Origin of the sequence: Microcystis sp. LSC13-02, assembly GCA_002282935.1 — a bacterium.
Lineage (GTDB): Bacteria > Cyanobacteriota > Cyanobacteriia > Cyanobacteriales > Microcystaceae > Microcystis.
This window is the reverse complement of the sequence record MTBT01000182.1, coordinates 1-16241: the sequence shown is the minus strand read 5'-3', so window position 1 is coordinate 16241 and position 16241 is coordinate 1. Positions and strand designations below refer to the sequence as shown.

At 42.3% G+C, this 16241-nt stretch carries 19 protein-coding genes and 1 pseudogene; 9 read left to right on the top strand and 11 right to left on the bottom strand.

What is annotated here, in order from left to right:
* Together BGL89_RS10955 and BGL89_RS10950 are read right to left on the bottom strand one after the other, a co-directional pair.
* A partial coding sequence (locus BGL89_RS10955; protein ID WP_185241564.1) for a helix-turn-helix domain-containing protein occupies positions 1 to 106 on the bottom strand: 106 nt, incomplete at its 3' end.
* Positions 107 to 196: 90 nt separating this feature from the next.
* Positions 197 to 457, bottom strand: a pseudogene (locus tag BGL89_RS10950) (copper resistance protein CopD); the annotation flags it as partial.
* 113 nt (positions 458 to 570) lie between these two features.
* Between BGL89_RS10950 and BGL89_RS10945 the strand changes: the two are divergent.
* Positions 571 to 3270 (top strand): CBS domain-containing protein, encoded by a 2700-nt coding sequence (locus tag BGL89_RS10945; protein ID WP_286825732.1) that lies wholly within the window; start codon positions 571 to 573, stop codon positions 3268 to 3270.
* On the opposite strand, the gene BGL89_RS10940 is transcribed toward BGL89_RS10945, so the two are convergent.
* Both BGL89_RS10940 and rbp read right to left on the bottom strand, forming a co-directional pair.
* Positions 3267 to 3431 carry an Asl3888 family RNA-binding protein gene (locus BGL89_RS10940; protein ID WP_002733784.1) on the bottom strand — a complete coding sequence of 55 codons (165 nt, stop codon included), beginning with the start codon at positions 3429 to 3431 and terminating at the stop codon, positions 3267 to 3269. The two genes, BGL89_RS10945 and BGL89_RS10940, sit on opposite strands and share 4 nt — an antisense overlap.
* 437 nt (positions 3432 to 3868) lie before the next feature.
* Positions 3869 to 4162: an RNA-binding regulator gene (gene rbp, locus BGL89_RS10935; RefSeq protein WP_286825731.1), complete on the bottom strand. Its 294-nt coding sequence runs from the start codon at positions 4160 to 4162 to the stop codon at positions 3869 to 3871.
* Positions 4163 to 4403: 241 nt separating this feature from the next.
* On the opposite strand from rbp, the gene pheS reads away from it, so the two are divergent.
* The 4 genes from pheS to cdd all read left to right on the top strand — a co-directional run bounded on the left by pheS (position 4404) and on the right by cdd (position 8151).
* Positions 4404 to 5408, top strand: coding sequence for a phenylalanine--tRNA ligase subunit alpha (gene pheS / locus BGL89_RS10930; RefSeq protein ID WP_286825730.1), 1005 nt, complete (start codon positions 4404 to 4406; stop codon positions 5406 to 5408).
* Between the two features lie 13 nt (positions 5409 to 5421).
* Positions 5422 to 5766, top strand: a complete 345-nt coding sequence (locus tag BGL89_RS10925) for a DUF4870 domain-containing protein (protein WP_004160866.1) — start codon at positions 5422 to 5424, stop codon at positions 5764 to 5766.
* A gap of 319 nt (positions 5767 to 6085) precedes the next feature.
* Positions 6086 to 7213: an NAD(P)/FAD-dependent oxidoreductase gene (locus BGL89_RS10920; protein ID WP_286825729.1), complete on the top strand. Its 1128-nt coding sequence runs from the start codon at positions 6086 to 6088 to the stop codon at positions 7211 to 7213.
* A 536-nt stretch (positions 7214 to 7749) separates the two neighbouring features.
* Positions 7750 to 8151 carry a cytidine deaminase gene (gene cdd, locus BGL89_RS10915; RefSeq protein ID WP_286825728.1) on the top strand — a complete coding sequence of 134 codons (402 nt, stop codon included), beginning with the start codon at positions 7750 to 7752 and terminating at the stop codon, positions 8149 to 8151.
* Between the two features lie 76 nt (positions 8152 to 8227).
* Here the strand turns inward: cdd and BGL89_RS10910 are convergent, their stop codons facing one another.
* The 3 genes from BGL89_RS10910 to BGL89_RS10900 all read right to left on the bottom strand — a co-directional run bounded on the left by BGL89_RS10910 (position 8228) and on the right by BGL89_RS10900 (position 9129).
* On the bottom strand, positions 8228 to 8428 hold the full coding sequence (locus tag BGL89_RS10910) for a BrnT family toxin (RefSeq protein ID WP_286825727.1): 201 nt from the start codon (positions 8426 to 8428) through the stop codon (positions 8228 to 8230).
* A 179-nt stretch (positions 8429 to 8607) separates the two neighbouring features.
* Positions 8608 to 8814 (bottom strand): DUF5615 family PIN-like protein, encoded by a 207-nt coding sequence (locus tag BGL89_RS10905; RefSeq protein ID WP_286825726.1) that lies wholly within the window; start codon positions 8812 to 8814, stop codon positions 8608 to 8610.
* Complete coding sequence (locus tag BGL89_RS10900) at positions 8815 to 9129, bottom strand: DUF433 domain-containing protein (protein ID WP_286825725.1); 315 nt, start codon at positions 9127 to 9129, stop codon at positions 8815 to 8817.
* A gap of 388 nt (positions 9130 to 9517) precedes the next feature.
* On the opposite strand from BGL89_RS10900, the gene BGL89_RS10895 reads away from it, so the two are divergent.
* Both BGL89_RS10895 and BGL89_RS10890 read left to right on the top strand, forming a co-directional pair.
* Positions 9518 to 10354, top strand: a complete 837-nt coding sequence (locus BGL89_RS10895) for an ATP-binding cassette domain-containing protein (protein ID WP_286825724.1) — start codon at positions 9518 to 9520, stop codon at positions 10352 to 10354.
* 13 nt (positions 10355 to 10367) lie between these two features.
* Positions 10368 to 10838, top strand: coding sequence for a hypothetical protein (locus BGL89_RS10890; RefSeq protein WP_286825723.1), 471 nt, complete (start codon positions 10368 to 10370; stop codon positions 10836 to 10838).
* 215 nt (positions 10839 to 11053) lie between these two features.
* Here BGL89_RS10890 and BGL89_RS10885 read toward each other — a convergent pair whose 3' ends face one another.
* Positions 11054 to 12316 (bottom strand): YcjF family protein, encoded by a 1263-nt coding sequence (locus BGL89_RS10885; protein WP_286825722.1) that lies wholly within the window; start codon positions 12314 to 12316, stop codon positions 11054 to 11056.
* Positions 12317 to 12374: 58 nt separating this feature from the next.
* On the opposite strand from BGL89_RS10885, the gene BGL89_RS10880 reads away from it, so the two are divergent.
* Together BGL89_RS10880 and BGL89_RS10875 are read left to right on the top strand one after the other, a co-directional pair.
* Positions 12375 to 13550, top strand: a complete 1176-nt coding sequence (locus tag BGL89_RS10880) for a DUF4336 domain-containing protein (protein WP_286825721.1) — start codon at positions 12375 to 12377, stop codon at positions 13548 to 13550.
* A gap of 58 nt (positions 13551 to 13608) precedes the next feature.
* Positions 13609 to 13860, top strand: a complete 252-nt coding sequence (locus tag BGL89_RS10875) for a ssr2422 family thylakoid membrane protein (protein WP_353743924.1) — start codon at positions 13609 to 13611, stop codon at positions 13858 to 13860.
* 179 nt (positions 13861 to 14039) lie between these two features.
* Here the strand turns inward: BGL89_RS10875 and BGL89_RS10870 are convergent, their stop codons facing one another.
* The 3 genes from BGL89_RS10870 to rpmB form a co-directional block, all read right to left on the bottom strand.
* Positions 14040 to 15176, bottom strand: coding sequence for an amino acid ABC transporter permease (locus BGL89_RS10870; protein WP_286825719.1), 1137 nt, complete (start codon positions 15174 to 15176; stop codon positions 14040 to 14042).
* A gap of 244 nt (positions 15177 to 15420) precedes the next feature.
* Positions 15421 to 15687: a photosystem I reaction center subunit PsaK gene (psaK, locus tag BGL89_RS10865; protein ID WP_286825718.1), complete on the bottom strand. Its 267-nt coding sequence runs from the start codon at positions 15685 to 15687 to the stop codon at positions 15421 to 15423.
* A 144-nt stretch (positions 15688 to 15831) separates the two neighbouring features.
* Entirely contained in the window at positions 15832 to 16068 is a 237-nt protein-coding gene (rpmB, locus tag BGL89_RS10860; RefSeq protein ID WP_002775299.1) for a 50S ribosomal protein L28, read from the bottom strand.
* Positions 16069 to 16241 lie beyond the last annotated feature (173 nt).

The following is a 16241-nucleotide window of genomic DNA, read 5'->3' as shown; positions in this document are numbered from 1 at the left end:
CGTGGAGAGCTTTATTGTAAACCAATCTTACACAGCCCAAAGTGCGCCGCAATAGCGACTCTTGTTCGGGTGTGGGGTAAAATCGAAACGAGTAAGCTTTTTCCATGTCTCACATTCTGGCATATATTTGGTAAATGTGTTAATATTTAACAGTAAAGCCGTCGTAGAACGACGGGGTTTCAGACCCAAATTTTCGATAAACCGATAAAAAACTATCAAATAACCAAAAATTACGAAAACCGGGCAAATAAATCCAAGTCAGTCCTAAGCCCGTCATTACCTGCAACAATAAAGCAGATAACCCAAAACCCTCAAAATATTGCTCAAATTGACGAATTCGGTCTGGTTCTCGGTTTTTGAGGGCCTGGGGTAGAACGGTGACTGCCAGCAATAAATGTCCACCGGCCCAGACGGTCGCCCCTAGGCTGTGGAGAATTACTAAAATTTTGAACAACATGGGTTTCTCTTGGTCATGATTTGCTAACTTATAGTCCTTGGCTCGGCTATTTCCGAGTATTCAGTAACAATAGATACAGAAAAAATCCTGATATCTTCTCCTTACTAAAAAATATGGATTTAATTTTATGTCATCAAACGGCGGATTTTGACGCTTTGGGGGCAGCGGTGGGTTTATCGTTGCTGAAAGCGGGTAGTCGCATTTTGTTAACGGGGGGAGCGCACCCGACGGTGAGGGAATTTTTGGCCCTGCATCGGGATGAATTCGCTTTAATTGAACTGCGTAGTGTCAATCCGGCCTGTATTCGCTCTTTAATTATCGTTGATAATCAGTGGCGGGAGCGTCTGGGAAAAGCTTCCCAGTGGCTCGATTTAGGGCATTTACAGGCGATCGAATTGTATGATCATCATTTGGATAGTGAAAGCGATATTCATGCCTCTAGCGTCCATTTAGAAGCAGTGGGAGCCACCACGACTTTAATTGTAGAAGCTTTACAAAAAGCCGACATTAAACCAAACTCGATGGAAGCGACGGTAATGGCACTCGGTATTCACGTTGACACGGGTTCCCTGACTTTTGCCGGTAGTACCCCCAGGGATGCCTATGCTTTGGCTTGGTTAATGACCTGTGCTGCTAACATTAAAACGATCGCCCAATACTGTCAACCGAGTTTTTCCCCGCGCTTACAGGAGTTATTTAGCCTTGGTTGGGAAAATCTAGAGATTAAAACGATCCATGACCGTAAAATCGCCCACGTTCTTCTCCATACTGCCGATTTTATCCCCGGTTTGTCTAGTGTGGCCGAGCGCCTACTGGAATTATCCGATAGTGATGCGCTCCTTTTCGGCCATAGTTATAGTAAAGACGAGGAAGATAAGTCCCGACAGCGTTTAACTGTGATTGGTCGCTCTAGAATCGATGGGGTGAATCTATATCGGCTTTTTTCCCCCTATAACGGCGGTGGTCATGCTCAGGCCGCTTCGGTGAGTTTTCGCGATGTTCAGCCAGTTCAACAGTTAAACCAACTGCTAGGGGACTTAATTGCCCAAATTCCACCTTCTCCTACTGCTAGGGACTTAATGTCTTCTCCGGTGCGAACAATTCGTCCCGATACTTCCATATCTCAAGCCGAGCGCATCCTTTTCCGTTACGGCCATTCGGGGTTATCGGTGGTAGATGAGCAGGATCGCTTAGTTGGGGTGATTTCTCGTCGTGACCTCGATTTAGCTCTGCATCACGGCTTTTCTCGCTCTCCTGTGAAGGGATACATGACTTGTAATCCGAAAACTATTACCCCCGACACTTCCCTTCAGGAAATCGAGTCGCTGATGGTAACGTACGATTTGGGGCGTTTACCTGTACTAGAAAACGGGCAGTTAGTCGGTATCGTCACTCGTACAGATGTATTAAGACAGATCCATCAAAATGAGCGGGTGCGTTTTGAAGGGTTTGCTTTGGTTTCCTGTCTTTTACCGGCGATTAAAGAGCGTTTAGAGCCGGTTTTATGGTCATTCCTGCAAGCTGCCGCCACTGCCGCTCAAAAACGCGGTTGGCATCTCTATCTGGTTGGGGGTGCGGTGCGCGATTTATTGTTAGCGACAGAAAGGGATACTTTATTGTTACAGGATATCGATTTAGTGGTGGATGGCTGCCATCGCGCCGCCGATGTGGGTGCGGGGGTGGAATTGGCTAATTGTTTACAGGAAATTTATCCGGAGGCCCGGTTATCGATTCACGGGGAATTTCAGACGGCGGCTTTGTTATGGCACAAAGATGAGCGTTTTGGCTCGTTATGGGTGGATATCGCCACGGCACGCACGGAATTCTATCCCTATCCTGCCAGCAATCCCCAAGTGGAGGCTAGTTCGATTCGACAGGATTTGTATAGAAGGGATTTTACGATTAATGCTCTGGCAATTCGCCTAACTTCGCCGAAAGAGGGGGAATTACTCGACTTTTTTGGCGGTATGTTGGATTTACGCGCCCAACAAATCCGGGTTTTACACGCTAATAGTTTTATCGAGGATCCGACGCGCATCTATCGAGCGGTGCGTTTTGCCACTCGGTTAGGATTTGTTATTGAACCCTTGACAGAAGGCTACATTAGGTATGCGATCGAAAGTGGAGTTTATGATCGCTCACGACAACAAAATCAGAATGCACCGGCTTTACAGTCCCGTTTAAAAGCGGAGTTGAATTATATTTTAGAGGCGGATTACTGGGAAAGTGCCTTAGAAAAGTTGGCCGATTTGGGGGCTTTGCACTGTTTACACGGGAATTTAAGTTTAAATCGGGCTTTATGGCGACAATTGCGCTGTCTCAGTTGTTGGTTAGATTGTTTAAGTCTGGAATTGCCGGTGAATGCTTGGTTAATGCGGTTGGAATTATTAATCGCTTCTCTGGCTATGGGGGAAAGAATAGCGATCGCTAATAATTTACAATTGCCCAAAGATACTGTGGAGCGTTTACAAAAACTAGAAGTTATGGAAAGAGAGATTAGCAATAATTTTGCTTATGATCGACCCGTTAGTCAAATTGTCAGCTTTTTCAACGGTTATAAGGTTCCTAGTTTGTTACTGGTGGCGGTGAGGAGTGAGACTAGGATTCGGGCTTTAATCTGGCAATATTTAACTAAATGGTCGCAGATCGAGGCTCCTATCGACGGCAATGACCTAAAAGCTTTGGGTTATCAACCAGGTCCCCAGTTTAAATCGTTACTTGCGGCAGTGTTGGGGGCGACTTTAGATGGAATAGTCAGCAATAAAAGCGAGGCTATGGCTTTTATTGCTAGATTAACTAAGTCAGCAGATTAGGTATCGGCTGCCCCTTCATTTTCCGAAGATTGTCTTTGATCGCTGGAATAACCGCCTCTACCTCCTCTGGTGGTGGTACGATTAGAGGCAGCCCGGAATTGACGAGCGTAGGCGCGGTTGCGTTCAGCTTTTTCTTTTTTCAAATTACGACGTTTAGCCACAAGAATCTCCTTGGGATAATAGATAGACAAGCGGGGAAACGAGCGCTCGCCTCCCCTATTGACATTGACACTCTCCACCCTAAAAGTGCGGAGATTCTTGGGCTGAATCCTGCCTCCACTAGCAACGCTAATTTTGGTCTTACAGTTTCATGTCTAGTCCGACTACACCTATAAGGCAAGCACTCTTATGGACTACTCCCCAAGCGTAAATTTCTGTGTGTCCCACAGTATTTAATTGTTTTGCGTTCTTACAGTTTGGACTTAATTGAACACCATTGACTGTTAGAAATTTTGAGATCACGGAGTAGGACGTTTAACCTATTTCCTCACGTTCTCACGCTCGGAACCACCCACAAACATCCTACCACAAAGCCGTCCTAAAAGGACGGGGTTTTCAACCCAAATTTCCGATAACCTAGAATGGTTACGATTGAGGATTAGTAGCGACGATCTTGGCTGCGATCACCGCCAGAAAAGGAAGATTTGGGTTCTCTTTCGCGAGCTTGATTGACTTTTAATTCTCGTCCCATCCATTGAGCGCCGTCAAGAGCGGCAATAGCCTTCGCTTCTTGCTCTGGGGTTTCCATTTCCACGAAAGCGAACCCGCGTTTTCTTTTCGTTTCCCGATCCATGGGGAGGTGAACGCGCTTGATTTTACCATATTCGGTAAAAACTTCCGCTACATCCTCTTGGTCAACCTCGAAAGGGAGATTACCAACATAAATTGACATAAAACCTATCCTTGCACAGATAAAAACAACAGATTTGTAGAGAACCAAGATTTCGGGAACTAGCTGAACCAATACTAAACAGAAATGCTTTGACCATTAATACTGACAACGAGCCGCAGTGCCGACTTTTATTCTCGATCTCCATCCTAGCACATAGCTATTAGCTTTGATTGATTCTGCCTCTCTCGCCACCTGAGCAGATAAACTAGACTAGAATGCTGCCCTATAAAATGCCCTAATTATGAGTTTATCCCCCCATCCGATCGAAACTGCCCTAAAAACCCTGGCAGCGAAAGCGGAAAATTCCATCGCACAAACAACAAACCTAGAAGACTTAGAACAGCTAAGGGTGAATTATCTCGGTAAGAAAGGAGAATTATCGCAGATTTTACGGGAAATGGGCAAATTAACCCCCGAAGAGAGACCGCGCCTCGGTGCGATCGCTAATCAGGTAAAAGAATTAGTGCAATCGTTGCTGGAATCTCAGCGAGAAAGTCTAAATAATGCCCAAATTCAAGCGAAATTAGCGGCGGAAACCCTCGATGTCACCCTACCTGCTCTTAGCCGTCCTTTAGGGCGAATTCACCCCTTAAATAGCACAGTTGATCGCATGATCGATATTTTCGTCGGTCTGGGTTACAGCATTGCCACTGGGCCGCAGGTAGAAAGCGATTATTATAATTTTGAGGCTTTAAATATCCCTGCTGACCATCCGGCCCGGGATATGCAGGATACTTTTTTCTTGAGTGATGGTCGTTTATTGCGGACCCATACCTCCCCGGTGCAGATTCGCTACATGGAAAGTCACGAACCCCCGATTCGGATTGTGGCCCCGGGCCGCGTTTATCGTCGCGATACCGTTGATGCTACCCATTCCGCGGTTTTCCATCAAGTGGAATTATTAGCGGTGGACCAGGGATTAACTTTTACGGATTTGAAAGGAACAATTAAAGAATTTCTTAAGCAAATGTTTGGGGCCGATTTACCGGTTAAATTCCGCGCTTCCTACTTCCCTTTTACTGAACCCTCGGCCGAGGTAGATGTGCAGTGGAAAGGCAAATGGTTGGAGGTGATGGGCTGTGGTATGGTGGATCCCAATGTCTTAAAAGCAGTCGGTTATGACCCCCAAATCTATACGGGTTTTGCTGCTGGTTTTGGCGTGGAAAGATTTGCTATGGTATTACATGAGATAGACGATATTCGCCGTTGTTATAATAGCGATATCCGCTTTCTCCGCCAATTTTAGGGGGATAAACCCGATGGTCATGAGTGAAGATTTAACCAAAAAAAGACTCCTATCCGTGGCTTGTCATGCCTCGATCTTTTTGAGTGCTACGCTGGTATCGGTGGGGATTCCTTTAGCTATTTATTTCATTTCTGATGATGGAACGGTGAAGGAAAACGCCAAAGAAGCTTTAAACTTTCACCTGAATATGTGGTTATACTACCTAATTGCTGGGATTCTAATTTGGGTTTTAATCGGTTATTTGCTCTTAGCGATTCTTGGTGTGGTGAACATTGTTCTCCCCATTCTTGCTATCCTGCAAGTCTGGAAAGATGCTTATAAGGTTTTCCGTTATCCTTTTATTTTCCGGGTTCTGTAATTAATTATCGGGGTTGAACAGGTTTCAACCCTGGGTGCATCTCATTTTTGTAAATCTGTTGAGTTGGGATTTTTAAATGTAAACTATCTTCTAAAATTGGTAATTACTTCCCCCAAACCCCCCGTTGGGGGCGTGGCGCCGCCCCCAAACCCCCCGCGCATTAGTTTTTCGGTGGGATGCTTACAGGCAGCTGCTGATACATCTGTAATAATTTAAAAGTCACTGATAATTGCTGATTGTCCGTATTTCTGCAAACGTGAGATGCAGCCTCAAACCTTTTTTAGTCCTGTTGCTGCTAGAAAAATAGCCTCTGGAGTTTATGACTAAAATTGTCATCATCGGTGCGGGAATAGTGGGGGCCACCATTGCCTACGAATTAAGCGCCATCGAAGGATTAGAAATTACCCTCATCGATGAAAAAAAACCAGGACAAGGAGCAACTGGGGCAGCCCTAGGGATTTTAATGGGGATTATCAGCCATAAAACTAAAGGTAGAGCCTGGAAACTGCGGCAAGAAAGTTTAAAACGTTACGAAACCCTCCTTCCTGAGCTAGAATCCCTCACCGGACTGACTATTCCCTGTCACCGTGATGGCATTGTCCTCCTGCGATCGAGTGCCGAAGACGAAGAAAATTGGCGCAAGTTAGCCCAAATCCGCCAAGAACAGGGATATTGTCTAGAAATATGGGATAAAGAGACTTTAACCCAAAAATGTCCCCAAGTGGCCAGCGATCATCTCCAGGGTGCTATCTATTCTCCCAGTGATCGTCAAATTAACCCGGCCGCGCTCACGGAGGCTCTCGTCGCTGCTGCGGCAAGAAGGGGGGTAAAATGTCAATTTGGGGCAAAAGTTGAAAATTTCGGTAAGATAGAGCTTCATGGCTCTAATTTGAGGCAATGCACCCATATTTATAGTTCTAATGGTATAGAGGAAACCGACTTTTTGATTCTTTGTGCGGGAATTGGTTCTACTGCTTTAACCGCAACTCTTAGCCATCCAGTGGAAATCCGACCGGTTTTAGGGCAAGCTTTGCAGATAAAATTGACGCAACCTTTAGAAAGTTCCGATTTTAAGCCGATTTTAACGGTAAATGACCTGCATATTCTCCCTTTGGCCGGAGCGGAATACTGGATTGGGGCAACGGTGGAATTTATGGACGAAAAGGGCGAAATTATCCCCGATACTGCCCTATTAGAGCAAGTGTATCAACAGGCGATCGCTTTTTGTCCCTCTTTGGCCGCGGGTGCGATCGTGCGTACTTGGTCCGGTAAGCGACCGCGACCGGAGAAAAAATCCGCTCCCATCATCGAATATTTGCCCGGATACGATAACGTTATTCTGGCCACGGGACACTACCGCAACGGGGTTTTATTAGCCCCCGCTACCGCTAAAATGGTCAGGGAAATGTTAAGTGGTAATTTAGGTTTTGCTGAAAAAGTTTGTTGATGGGGTTAGGAGTCGGTCGTCAGTATTCTCCGAGTCAGGAGATTATTTTTATTTATTCTCCCCTCTCCCCTCTCTACAATAATTACTCGCAGCCAGAAATACGTTGGGTTAATATCATACTTTGTGCTTTTTGTCAAAAAAACTTTTTTTTTGCAATAAAACTACATAAAAAAAAGATCATCATTGCTGGTGAAATTGACTGATTTACCCGTCTTAATTAGGATCACCTTCTAGGTGTGGCAATGGTTTCAACCATTGCTGCCCAAAAAAGCATAGAGTGTTCGTTGTTAAATAAAAATCTTTCTCAATTAATTCTTAAGAATTTATAAATATTGCGGAATGTTAATTTAAATATTCTCAAGTTTTTGCAGTCAATAAATAATTTTTACTTATCTTTGTCGGAAAATAGAACTCCTGCAAAAATCCAACATCTACCATTGGGTTAGGAGTCAGTATTTAGGAGTCAGGATTCGGCTTTTTTCTCCCTTCTCCCTTCTCCCTTCTCCCTTCTCCCTTCTCCCTGCTATCTGCAGCCGATGACCCTATCTGAACAAGAAAGACAACAACTCTGTGACACTGCTCGGGAAGTGGCGAAACTTTCCTATTCTCCCTATTCCGGTTTTCGGGTGGGGGCAGCGGTCTTGACAAATAAAAAGATTTATGCTGGTACTAATGTAGAGAACGCTAGTTATGGCTTGAGTTTGTGCGCGGAAAGGGCAACTTTAGCGCAAATAATCGCAGCGGGCGATCGAGAAGTACGGGCGATCGCTATAGCCTGTATCGATGGGAAGGATGATATTAGTCAGTTAACTCCCTGCGGAGCCTGTCGTCAATGGATAGCCGAATTAGCACCGCAAGCAGAGATTATTATCTGTGGAACTCAGCAAAATTATTGTTTTAATCTCTCGGATTTACTGCCTTTTTCCTTTCGTTTTTAACTGTGGGTAAAGCTGACCAAAAATCATTAACCTCTCTAATTTCTACTAATACATCTTCATTATCAGGAAAATAAACTTACTCTAATAACTCAATAATTTTACCTTTTTTAATTCCTTTAACTAACATAATATCAACTCCTTCTAAATGCTCTGGATCGTAGAATTCAACATAGAGAGAATCATCAAAAATAGTTTTTGCCGACTCAAATGAGACTTCGTGCTTTGATAGAATTTTTATCCCAGTCAAACTCGATAAAGCCATTATACTGCTACTCACTGAAACTGATGGTACATTTTTGATATGTTTTGTCTATTACTTGAACGGGATATATTCAACTGTATTGAGCCATTCTTCAGGTTCATAAGCCTTAGCAATCAATTCTAAATCCTTGACAAATTGACCAATAGTGCCTCCAAGTTGATGACCAAAAATTAAACCTGAAAACGGTTTGCCTTTTAGTTGCCAAGTTTGGCTAAAACTCTAAAGCGAATGTCTTGGGTAAAGAGAATGCGCTTAAGCTCAGTTACTCTTAGCAAAAGTTGATCATCAGGTAGTTGTTCGGTTCCGTCTTCAAATGCTGTTAATACATCTATGCCTCGGCGACGCAACTGTTCGGTAATTGCTTGGGGAACATGAACATCCATGTACAAGGCAATAGTCATTTACAGTAGCCCTTTTGCTTTCATACGAACATAAAAAGGCGACTTGGCAGCTTGATGAGTCATATTTTCTTGTACTTGTTGCCATTCCAGGGTGATTTCTTGGTCAATTTCTTCTTGATGGTCAAAATAGTAACCCATGGCTGCATGAGCTTCGGCTAGGGTTAAATAAAGGTGTTGACGACAGATTTCTTCTACCGACCAACCATAGGCGATGTAGTCCATGACAATTTGAGCAACGCGGATACGCGGTAATCTTTGTAAATGTGCGGGTTGGTCGTCACTTTTTTCTATGTGTGGATAGGTTAGAGCTAACATAGGGCCTCTAGTTAATTGATTTGACCTATTCTAACAGTTTTAGGCGTTGCTGAATCAAGATATGGATGCTAGTTGTGCATCCTATCCAAAAGTTATAGTCATTTCAGATAAGTCTGATACATTAGACCTCTTGCAAAAATCAAAAATCTTCCGTTAGGTGAAGAGTCAGACTTCGGCCTGAACAGATGCGATCGCCATTATTCTCGTTTCTGATAGCCGAAGATTTCTTCAGTCTGTTATACTGGGTGTGTCATTCTGGATCAGATCAATTCGGTTAGACAGAAATATCGCAATATGTCCCAATCCAGATTAGGGCTGGCAGTACCATAAAATCACCAAAGTTGATCAATTAAGTTAAACTAATTTAGTAACCCTATGGAAGTCAATTATGTTTGTTGAAACCATTGAGGCAATTGGTACAGGTGTAGGCGTAATTGAGATTTCGGAGAAACTATTTCCGACATTTAAGAGAATTTTTAATTTATTGAAGAATGGAGAATTAAAAATTGCAATTTTTGGTGCTGGTGGCACTGGTAAAAGCACCCTCGGTAAGCTATTATCGGGTGAGTTTGAGTTAAGCGGTCTCCTGCAAACTTATCAAGAGTCAATATCAATTGAACAGTACAAGCTGGAAAGTAATAATATTGGCTCAGTAATAGTTGCCCCCGGCCAAAAGCGCCGAGAAGATACTTGGGATGATCTTTTAAGAACTTTGGTCGGTGGAAAAATTAAGCTAATTATTCATGTGGTGTCATGGGGTTATCACTCCTTTGGAGAGTTTAGCTATACTCAGCACCGGCTGTATCAAAGTGGTATGACTTTAGAGGAATTTCTAAGAGAATATGCGGCAGTTTGTCGTAATCGAGAGTTAGATGTTTTAAGAAGAATAGAGCCACACTTATCAATTGCTGATCAAAGAAAAACCATAGTAATTACTTTAGTTACCAAGCAGGATCTATGGTGGAACAACAGGTTAGAGGTTAATAAACACTATGTTGAGGGAACCTATGAACAACTTATCCAAAATATTCGTAATAAGCGAGGAGCAAACAATTTTATTCATGAATATCGCTCTACCTCATTAGTAATGGAAAACTTTCTTTCAGGAGATAATGAGTTACTGATACCAACTACCCAAGGTTATGATCAACGATTAAAAGTTGCCAATTTTAGGTATTTTCTTAATGCGATCGAGTCTCTTTTTCAAATCTCATTGAGCGTTTAGGAGAAGTAAGCTAATGGCTATTCTTGATGAGGAAGACAGAAAGCTGATTATCTCTTTGTTAAATGAATACTCTGAGAAGCTTCTTAATATATGCGAACAAATAGATAGGCAGCAAAGAAACTTCGATTTTTTATGGTTGCTGTTAACATTTGCCTGGACGATGGTTTTTTATTGGTTATTTTCTCCAAAAATAATTACAATTCTTACAATTCTTACAGTAACTATCGTTTCGCAATCATTCGTAATTTACATTTATTTTGGAATACAACAGCCAAGGCTAGAATTATTAGAAAGAAAAGCTTCAATAATATCTGCAAAACTTGAGAAAGTTATACGGGCTGCCTCTCAAGCTCAGGAACATACTACCATGGCAGGAGGTTTTTTCAGCGATCTTGAAGTAGATTTGCGTTTATCAGATGCAGAATATGCTCTACAGCACTACAAGAATCTAGCCAAAAAAAGAAAATTCTTTGGATATTTCTAAGCTTAATTAGGGTTGGCTGAATAAATCTAAAAACCTTGTTGGGTAAGGCTTTTAGACTTTTTTCCTCTCAAAAAGTGCCAAACATTGGAGTGATCGGGGGTAAAATTCAGGTACTTTTTCCTTGAAAATTAGGTAATTGACCCCCTCAAAATCGGTAAAACCCCACACCCCACACCCCACACCCTGTCCCCACGAAAAACTTTTTGCCGCAAACCTTAATTATCTCCTCCGGTAGCGACATTTTTAAATCTTTCTTGGGCAGCAGAAAAAGCCTCTTTCATCACCCGTTGAATCCTCTTAGGATCGGGTTTTTTACCCCCCATTAAATCGCCAAAATAGACACAAGCGCCCTCTCCTAGGGCCCAGGTATAGGCAGCAGACCAAGAAGCGGCGATGACACTGCCAAAACCGGGGATAAATTTCACCAATTCCCGACCGATGGCCTGGGCCAAAAAGCCGCCAGCGATCGCACTGACGACTCCGCCGGCTTGGGATGGGGTTAACACTTGACCGTATAATTTGCCTAAAACCCCCACCATTGACACTTGTAGGGCGGTTAACACGGGCATAGTCGCTAAGGGTAAGGGAATCGCCGCCAAGGTCGCCGCTATGACGGAAAAGGCTAACATATAGCGTCGCGCCACGTCCCGATAGAGATTGCCTAATTTATTGCTGGTTTCCCGATCTAAAAGTTGGTGGATGGTGTTAGCCTCGGCTTTTGGCAATAAATCAGCTAAATTGTCTCTAAATGCCTCTAAACCGTAAAAAACAGGGTTGTAACCGTCTTCCTCTAGGGTGAAATCGATTAGCACAGAATTGTCGTATAAATCCTTAAAAGTTTCTTTAATTTCTTGATAGGCGCGATTGATATCCTCGAAATCGGGAGGATAAGGGGGATGATCGGCGGTATTAGGAGGATAAAGCTGATGAAGGCAGGTGACAGCCAGTAAACAGGGTATTTTAGGGTATTTTTGCCGCAGTTGTTTGGTAATTTCCAGGAGGCTATCGGTGGCAAAATCATTAATTTTTACCGTCACGATAAAAACCTGGGCGCATCCCGTATTTTCGGCTAAATCTGCTAATAATTCCGCGATTACCGTGTCTGTGTGTTGATAGGCATCCCCTAACCCCACCGTATCGGTAAAAATCAACAGGGGTAAGTCTTCCGCGGGGTAGGTGTAGCGCTGGGTGTTTTGGGTGTGGGGACGGAAACCCTGCCCGACGATTTCCGCCGAAACTCCCGTTATTCCCCGAATAATCGAACTTTTTCCCGTTTGGGGTTTGCCGATTAACAGCGCCTCGGTGGTGGGTAATTCTTGACGGACTTTTTCTAAAATTTCCGCCACTTGACTGTCACTAACACTAAACCACTGGAGGACAGTATTAGTCAACTGGTCGATGGGGAGTCTTTTCATCACTTCCCCCGTGAGACTATTCCAAGTATTGACCAAAGAATCAATGGGCAGTTTATTAGTCATGGGGATTAGAAGGGTTTATGATAACTAAAATAGAGATTTTCAGCGATAGAATCAGACGATGACAAAAGCCGCAATTAGTCCGCAAGATTTATCATGGCCTTTTTGGCCAATTGTACCACTTTATCCCTACGGTCAAAGACGGACAATTCGCCAAGAAGTGGTGAAAGATACGCTCTGGACATTTGAGCAATTGCAGGGTATTTTTTATGTGGTCGTGCCGATTCGCATGACGGTAATTAAGTTAGCATCTGGGGGTTTATTTGTTTATGCACCAGTGGCCCCGACTCCTGAATGTATTCGCTTAATGCGTGAGTTGGAAAGTCAACACGGGGAAGTTAAATATATTATTTTGCCGACGATTTCTGGGATTGAACATAAGGTTTTTGTCGGTCCTTTTGCCCGTTATTTTCCTAAGGCTATAGTTTATGTTGCTCCTAATCAATGGAGTTTTCCTCTTAATTTACCTTTGAGTTGGTTGGGTTTACCGGCAAAACGAACAGAAATTTTACCTGCTGACTCGGCAACCACTCCTTTAGGAAAGGATTTTAGTTATGAAATTTTACCCGCAATTGATCTGAATGTGGGATACTTCTCGGAAGTGGCTTTTTTTCATCACTACTCTCAAACTCTGCTGCTGACCGATGGAATTATTTCTATCCCAGAAAATCCTCCGGCTATTTTAGAATTAGACCCCTATCCTCTCCTGTTTCACGCTAAAAATAGTGCTAAGGATTTGGTGGAGAATACCCCAGAAAATCGCCGTCGGGGTTGGCAGAGAATTTGTCTTTTTGCTCTTTATTTTCAACCTCCGGTTTTAGCTGTTCCCAATTGGATTAAGGTTTTTCGAGATGCTTTTACTGCTAAGGAAAAGAGTAAAAAAGCCTATTTTGGTTTATTCCCTTTTCAATGGGGTGATGATTGGCAAAGGACTTTTTTAAATTTGCGTCGAGAGGGGAGGTTAATAGTAGCACCCATTTTGCAAACCTTGATTCTTAATCGCACTACTGACGAGGTTAGTCAATGGGTTGATAGAATTTGCCAATGGCCGATTAAACAGGTTATTCCTTGTCATTTTGCTAGTCCGATTCAAGCTGATAGTCAAGAGTTTAAACAGGCTTTTTCTTTCTTGTTAAAAGATTCTTATTTACCTAAAGATGACTTGGAATGTTTAGAAAGTATTGATAGTTTTTTAGTGCGCTGGCGATTGACTCCTCCTCCCGATAAAAAATTGTAATTTATGGCTAAGAACTGCTATAATGTATGCGGTTGTTAGTTTATTGCTAATCAAGGTCATGCAAATTCCCGAAAATCCCAGTAATGATGACATCAGAGCGGCGTTGATTCAATTGCGAGAAGAACTTGGTCAAAAAGTTGACCGCTTAGAATATAAATTTGATGCCTATCAAAAAGGTACAGACGGTATGGTGAGAATGGCTACTACTATCATCATTGCCACCGCTTCTGTGGTAGTTTTATCTAGTCTTAGTCCTGCGGTGACAGCAATTATCACCGCTTTATATTCTGCTAATGCAAATTGTTGTTAGGGTTAGGAGTCAGTAGCCAGTAGTCAGTAGTCAGGAGAATTAAGAATGAATAATAATCAATTAAATGGTCTATTTACATATTTTAGGCAATAATCCTTATTTTTGCCGTTTTTGAACCCTCAAAAATTAATTATGCAAGAGGTTTATTAGTTACTTTATCGCTCAATTCTGGTGTGTTACTATCTTTCCTGAATTTTTACCCGTTTGTTTAATTGATTCATAGTCAAGGAAATCACCAGATTAAAGAATAAATAGGTTGCCATAACTACTATTAACATTTCTACAGCTTTTCCTGTCTGATTAGCGATGGTACTAGAGATAGCATAAATATCATTATAACCAATAGCGATCGCTAAACTAGAGTTTTTAACAAGGTTTAAACATTCATTAGTTAAAGGAGGAATAATCACTGGCAAAGCTTGGGGAAAAATCACTAATCTCATCACTAATAAAGGTTTTAATCCCAAGGCTTTAGCTGCTTCCCATTGTCCCCGATTAACCGATTGAATTCCCCCCCGTACTGTTTCCGCGATAAAGGCAGCTGTATAAACAGTTAAACCGATTAGGAGGGTGGCAAACTCAGAAGAAAGATGTAAACCAAAGTCAATATTTTGATTAATAGGATTAACTTGGGGACTTTGCCATTGTAAACCCCAGATTAGAGGAAATATAACTAGGATTAGTAGGCTAGTTAGACATAAACTAAGTTTATTTTTTAGATATAAAAATACTGAGAAAATTATTCCTAAAGCAATGATAGCTAAGGCTAACCATGTCCTGAAACTATTAGCGGGGAAAGGTAAATATACTCCTGAGTTATTTAAAAATACACTGCCAAAGAACTCTAGAGAGTCCTCAATCTTCGGCAGTTTCAGAAATACCGCAAAATACCAGAAAAATAATTGTAATAATAGAGGAGTATTGCGAATAGTTTCCACATAAATTGTTGCCAACTGACGAATTAACCAATTATCCGACAAGCGACCTAACCCGATGACTATTCCCAGACTAATCGCCAAAAATATGCCAGTAATCATAATGCGGAGGGAATTAACTAATCCCACCAAAAGAGCGCAAAAATAGGTATCGGTGGGACTGTAGGGAATAGGAGAGTCACCAATCGCAAAAGAAGCTGGTCGGTCAGGATCAAAGAGAAAGCCAAAGCCAAAACTTAAGCGTAAGCGTTGGAAATTAATCACTAAATTGTGGCCAAAAAACCAGAAAATTAGGCAGACAATTAGCAGGATAATTACCTGTAGAAAAATCTTCTGAAATCGATCATCGTACCAAAAAGAATTTTTTTGAGGTAAAGTCATAAGTAGTCGTGCAAAATAAATTTCCTAGTGAAGATAGGCAAGAGGCAAGAGGTGGTTAGATATGTGTAATACTAAATCCGTTGAGTATAGGCTACTTATAAGGATAGGCAAGAGGCACTCATGCAAAAGGAGGAATAGATAATCAGTTTTTAATAACCGGATTTAGTGTAATTAATTTTGCGCGCGGTACTTAACAAAAGAAATCGGTGACTTTTGGCCACCGATTGAGAAAATCAACAAATATTTAGATAACTCCGAGACGGGAGAGACCGAGGATAACACCGGCGCCGAGGACATGACCAAAACTGGTAGTACCTAGTAAAGCGCCTAATCCCATACCACCGAATAAAGCGGGGGAAGGTAAAGTAGGACCGACATTTTGTTGTTGAATAGTCGCTTTACCGAAAGCAATAGCGAGAATATTGCAGATAATCATGACAATCGCCACTTTGGGACTCCATTCGCTGGAACCTTGTACGGCGGTGGCGGCCATTAATAGGGTTGAATACATTGAAATTCTCCTGAACAGGTCGTTTTAAGTTTTTAATCTTAAAGGTAGTTTTCACCCCACATCACTCCCTGTTGCAATACTTAATAATCAAAAGCACAGGAGTCAACGATACGGCCGATTCGTCTTCACTTCCGAACTACTCGCTTAGTACAAATTTAAGTTTAAGCCTACTTCTTTAGCGAAGACGGCTAATCCTTTCTTTTCAATGGTTTTGATAGCTTTGGTGGAGATGCGTAGTTTTACCCAACGGTTGCCTTCCGACCACCAAACTCTTTTCCATTGTAGGTTAGCTTCTTGTAATTTTTTGGTGCGACGGTGGGAGTGGGACACCGCATAGGCGTTATTGGCCTTTTTCCCCGTCATAGTACAGACTCTAGACATAATTTACTCCTGTGCGATCGATGTTTGTCAATAGTCAACCTTTCTAGTTTAACTCAAATCTCGCCAGAAGTCCCCCCCCCTTCCCTAGGGTTGATTCATTTAAATTAAGTACAGCGGATTTTGAGTCAATAAATTTGACCGAAGATTCTCAAGTTTATCTTTTTCTAATCAAA

Coding starts and splice junctions, on each gene's coding strand:
- BGL89_RS10945 (WP_286825732.1), top strand. CDS start 571: ATGGATTTAATTTTATGTCATCAAACGGCGGATTTTGACGCTTTGGGG.
- rbp (WP_286825731.1), bottom strand. CDS start 4,162: ATGTCAATTTATGTTGGTAATCTCCCTTTCGAGGTTGACCAAGAGGAT.
- pheS (WP_286825730.1), top strand. CDS start 4,404: ATGAGTTTATCCCCCCATCCGATCGAAACTGCCCTAAAAACCCTGGCA.
- BGL89_RS10925 (WP_004160866.1), top strand. CDS start 5,422: ATGGTCATGAGTGAAGATTTAACCAAAAAAAGACTCCTATCCGTGGCT.
- BGL89_RS10920 (WP_286825729.1), top strand. CDS start 6,086: ATGACTAAAATTGTCATCATCGGTGCGGGAATAGTGGGGGCCACCATT.
- cdd (WP_286825728.1), top strand. CDS start 7,750: ATGACCCTATCTGAACAAGAAAGACAACAACTCTGTGACACTGCTCGG.
- BGL89_RS10905 (WP_286825726.1), bottom strand. CDS start 8,814: ATGACTATTGCCTTGTACATGGATGTTCATGTTCCCCAAGCAATTACC.
- BGL89_RS10900 (WP_286825725.1), bottom strand. CDS start 9,129: ATGTTAGCTCTAACCTATCCACACATAGAAAAAAGTGACGACCAACCC.
- BGL89_RS10895 (WP_286825724.1), top strand. CDS start 9,518: ATGTTTGTTGAAACCATTGAGGCAATTGGTACAGGTGTAGGCGTAATT.
- BGL89_RS10890 (WP_286825723.1), top strand. CDS start 10,368: ATGGCTATTCTTGATGAGGAAGACAGAAAGCTGATTATCTCTTTGTTA.
- BGL89_RS10885 (WP_286825722.1), bottom strand. CDS start 12,316: ATGACTAATAAACTGCCCATTGATTCTTTGGTCAATACTTGGAATAGT.
- BGL89_RS10880 (WP_286825721.1), top strand. CDS start 12,375: ATGACAAAAGCCGCAATTAGTCCGCAAGATTTATCATGGCCTTTTTGG.
- BGL89_RS10875 (WP_353743924.1), top strand. CDS start 13,609: ATGCAAATTCCCGAAAATCCCAGTAATGATGACATCAGAGCGGCGTTG.
- BGL89_RS10870 (WP_286825719.1), bottom strand. CDS start 15,176: ATGACTTTACCTCAAAAAAATTCTTTTTGGTACGATGATCGATTTCAG.
- psaK (WP_286825718.1), bottom strand. CDS start 15,687: ATGTATTCAACCCTATTAATGGCCGCCACCGCCGTACAAGGTTCCAGC.
- rpmB (WP_002775299.1), bottom strand. CDS start 16,068: ATGTCTAGAGTCTGTACTATGACGGGGAAAAAGGCCAATAACGCCTAT.